The organism is Bartonella sp. AC535YNZD, from assembly GCF_042196625.1.
Lineage (GTDB): Bacteria > Pseudomonadota > Alphaproteobacteria > Rhizobiales > Rhizobiaceae > Bartonella.
This window is the reverse complement of record NZ_JBHIQP010000067.1, coordinates 1-813: the sequence shown is the minus strand read 5'-3', so window position 1 is coordinate 813 and position 813 is coordinate 1. Positions and strand designations below refer to the sequence as shown.

The window sequence follows — 813 nt, the reverse complement described above, 5'->3', positions numbered from 1 at the left end:
GCAAAGCATGGTGCGACAGGAAACTCTGGAGGAACAACAGTTGTTGGAAAGAATTTTATTACCGCTACAGGAGGAAAGGGGGGTGGGGGTGTTTCTGCCTATCAATCTCACACGGGATTTGGTGGTAGTACGACTACCTTCTATTCAGGCACTGGTGGCGCTGGAGGTACAGGTGGAAACTTTGGTTTAGCAACAGACGAACATCTAGGAATCGCCAAAGGCGGAAATGGTTATGCTGGAACGAATGGAATTACGAGTAAAACAAGTGGGAATGGAGGCGATGCTGGAGGTGATACATCACGTGGTGGCGCTGGAGGACTAGGCAAAGGTTCCTATAGTTCAGGAAAAGCGGGGCGTGGTTTTGGTGGTGGCGGTGCTGGTGCTCATGACGATTCTTCTCCAAGTGGTGCTGGAGCTGATGGCGCTGTTCTTATAAGATTATGGAAAGAATAAATGGATGCACAAGTAACCAAGATATGACAGAAGTCAAATGGATAGCTGTTCTATAAGCAGGCTTATATGTTTTTAAGTCCTTTTATCGCTCTTTAAAAGCCCTTTGAAAGGGCTTTTTTGACTGACAGTGTCAGTCTTATGGAGCATGGTGATGCTTGTTATAGTCTCTTCATTGATTTGGAGAGCAAAATGGCAATAGAATTTAATCATGGGATTCGCATTGTAGAGGCTGGTGAGGATTCCCGTCCCTTACCAACATTTGATCAGACCGCTATTGGTGCGGATGTCACAGCCCCTGATGCTGACAACCAAGTTTTTCCCCTCGACGAGCCTGTGTTAGTTTTTACACATGAGGGTGAG

2 pseudogenes are annotated in these 813 nt (G+C 46.4%); both read left to right on the top strand.

The features are described from left to right. Window positions 1–453, top strand: a pseudogene (locus ACFIM8_RS09195) (hypothetical protein); the annotation flags it as partial. 189 nt (window positions 454–642) lie between these two features. After that, window positions 643–813: pseudogene (locus ACFIM8_RS09190) on the top strand (phage tail protein); the annotation flags it as partial.